Source organism: Streptomyces sp. NPDC058964 (assembly GCF_042741275.1).
In the GTDB taxonomy this organism is placed as follows: Bacteria; Actinomycetota; Actinomycetes; order Streptomycetales; family Streptomycetaceae; genus Streptomyces.
Window position 1 is genome coordinate 1 of sequence record NZ_JBHYKH010000765.1, and the last position, 3,019, is coordinate 3,019.

Here is a 3,019-nt window from a genome sequence, read left to right on the forward strand (position 1 = left end):
GAGCAGGAGCGTGTGGCTGCCGGCGGTCTCCACCAGCGGGGAGAACCACAGCTCGGCCTCCAGACCGGCGGCCGTCCGTGGCAGGAACCGCAGCCGGGCCCGGCGCAGGAACGCCCGGTCGACGCTGACGGCGAGCGACACACAGGAGGCGAGAGCGACGAGAGAGGGACGGCGCCGCGCCAGTTCCGCGATCTCCTCCGCCACGCCCGGTGCCGTCACCGCCGGCTCTCCAGCATCCGGTGGATCTGCCGGGTCGCCTCCCGCGCATGCCGGAGGGAGATCCGGCGGTCGAAGGGAATCAGGGCGATCCTGCCGGCCAGGGCCGACGGATACGCCGTGGCGGGAAAGGGGCTCAGGCACACCGTCGGGCACCCGGCGTGCAGCACGCGGTCGGCGAACTCCAGCCACTCGGCGGCCCCCGCCGTCGCGCGCCCCGCGAACCGCGGCCGGACGCGGCCGAGATCGGACACGAGGACCACCGGGGTGCCCGGAGCAGGCGCCCGGTAAGCCCTGAGGCCGAAGAGGGTGCCGTGGGCGACGCCCCGCAACGGGGAGCCGGTGAAACGCAGCACTTCCACGCGATCCCGCCCCGCGACGCTGCCCAGCAGCCCCTGGAGCCATCGCCGGTCGTCCTGGAACGGCGTCATGCCCGGGCCGTGGTCCAGCAGGAGCTGCACACCGCGCCGGGTGCTGGAGCGACGCTGCCACGGAACAGCGCGCAGCACCTCCTGGCGTGACACCTTCCGTACCAGCGCCCGCTGGTCGAGCCTGCGGCTCGCGAGCGGAACGGACACCGCGGCGACCATCACCCCGCGCGCCCATTCGGGGGTCCACGGCGGCTCCACGACCGGCCTCGGGCCGTATCCGTCGGGTGGTCCGGACAGCTCGGTCGCCTCGTCGTCCACCTCGGGAACGACCGGGTCGCCGACCGCTGCCGGTGAGCGGATCAGGGATAGGGAGAAGCCGACAGGACGGTCCGGCAGGCCCGGCGGCCCGTCGACAGCGGGCGTGGCCGGGAGGGCAACCGGTTCGGCGGAGCCGTCCGGTACCGGGCCGCTGCCCGGGGCCGTGGCGCCGGACGTCGTGTCCGGGGGCCGGCGGCCGCCGCCACCGGGCCGCCGTCCGAAGGCCGGCGCGGGGACCCGCTCCGGAGCTCCGGTCCCGTCGGCGGACGCCGCGGGCCCGGACGGTGGGGCGGGTGCGGGCCGGTCCCGGTGCGGCGGCTGCGGAGCGAGCCCGAGCATGTCCGCCATGGCGGCCGCGGTCGCCAGGTCCTGTGGCTGCAGCAGCGACACGGCTCTGACCAGGTCTCCCAGATAGATCGTGCCCCGCCGGCTCACGCCGGGCGCTCCGTGCCGTCGCGCCGCTTCCACAGGGTGACGGCCTCCAGGACCGTCCACTCCGGGGTGCCCGGGGAGACGCCCAGTTGATGGCTCGCCTTGAGGGCATCCAGGAACTCGGCCGTACTCGGGCCGTGCGGGGCGTTCTCCTGGGTGGCGCGGATGTGGAGCAGATGGTCGGCGAGCCGGCCTGCGAGATCCCCGTCGAAGTGCGGTCCCAGGTGCTGCCGGGCCACGCTCAACAGGTGGTCCCGGCTGGGCGGGCCGAGTTCGAAGACGATGCAGCGACGCAGGAACGGGCGGGGCAGTTCGCGCTCGTCGTTGGTGGTGATGACGACGAGCGGCGCGTGTTCCCCGGCGACGGTGATCTGCTCGGTGTCGTCCCAGGGCAGTGGAAAGGAGTGTGAACCGAGCGGTCCCAGAAGGCTGTTGGGCAGATCGGGATCGGCCTTGTCGATCTCGTCGATGAGGACGACGCACCGCTGCCCGCTGCGGTTCCCCTCGGCGAAGGCCCGCCACAGCGGCCCCTCGGTGTAGTAGTGCCTGTCCTCCCGGAGGCTCTTCGACTGCGCGTCGTTGAGCCGCTTCAGCGCGTCGAACCGCCACAGCAGGTCCTCCGGCTCCGTACGTGCCGTCACGACGTGGGCGTGGTGCTTCCAGCCGAGGACGCGGGCGACATTGGGCGCCAGCGAGGACTTCCCCGAGCCGGGCGGTCCGAAGAGCAGCAAGGGACGCCGGGTCTTGAGCGCGATGTTCACCGCAAGAACCAGGCGGGCGTCGTCGAAGACGTAGACCTCCTCGTCGGTGGCGTAACCGGCGTGTCCACTTCCCCCGTCCGCGCGGTCGTCCGCGGGGGAAGCGTCGGCGCCGGGATCGAACTCCTTCTCGTACTGGAGCACGTTTCCTCCGGGTGTCGGATACAATTCGGCTTCGGCCCAGGGGGTTTCGCCGCGTGAGGGCCGAACCACATTCTGTACTGCGCCTGGTCGGACGGCAGCGCGGTCGCGGACAATCGCTGCGAGAACCGACTCGGTCCGGGACGAGCAGAGCGTCTCCCGCCGGCGGCCGGGACCCTGCCGGTGGTGCGGACACTGCCCGCGGTGACGACGTCGACTCGTACGCCGAGGTCCGGCTGCGGGGGCGGACGACACGCCACCGAACGAGGCCTGGACGGTGAAGTGGAACGCCGAATGAGGCGCTCGCCCCGGGCCCGCCGCGTCCGACCGCGCGGGGTGGCGCGGCTCGTCCTGCCCGGCGGGTCCGCCGTCCCACGTGACCGCTTCTGACCATGTCGGATTGAACAGATTTCGTTCGTCTCCGGGTATCCGCCAGGGTTATCGGTCTGTAGTACGAGCCCTCATACCAGAGCGGGACGCTGCCCGTGGGACTTTGTCAACTGCCCACCGCACGTGATGCACAGGCGACTACTGTGAGTGTCCGTCGGGCGACGCAGGGCCGAATTTCGACGGCTCTGTCGACCGGCACCGTGATGGCGCATGCCCACGTCGCGCACACGCGCGAGGAATCAGGCCCGACGGACCAGTACGAGGACACCGATGTCTCACCTCCGTGCACCGGCCGCACGTGCCGACCGCCGTGAGGGCGGCCGGCACGGGCGACCGGGCGCCCCACCCACGCCCGCACTGCCCACGAACCCCACAACGCCTCAAAGCCCACGG

The 3,019-nt window shown here is 72.5% G+C and carries 3 protein-coding genes; all 3 read right to left on the reverse strand.

All coding sequences use genetic code 11. From position 1 onward, the window contains the following. Positions 1-219: hypothetical protein (locus ACFW2E_RS44385; protein WP_384477130.1), on the reverse strand; the 219-nt coding region annotated here is incomplete at its 3' end. Beyond that, a complete protein-coding gene (locus ACFW2E_RS44390; RefSeq protein ID WP_384477133.1) occupies positions 216-1,340 on the reverse strand; it encodes a hypothetical protein in 1,125 nt (374 codons plus the stop codon). The genes ACFW2E_RS44385 and ACFW2E_RS44390, both read right to left, overlap by 4 nt. After that, complete coding sequence (locus tag ACFW2E_RS44395; protein ID WP_384477136.1) at positions 1,337-2,239, reverse strand: AAA family ATPase; 903 nt, start codon at positions 2,237-2,239, stop codon at positions 1,337-1,339. Before ACFW2E_RS44395 ends, ACFW2E_RS44390 begins: the two co-directional genes overlap by 4 nt. Positions 2,240-3,019 lie beyond the last annotated feature (780 nt).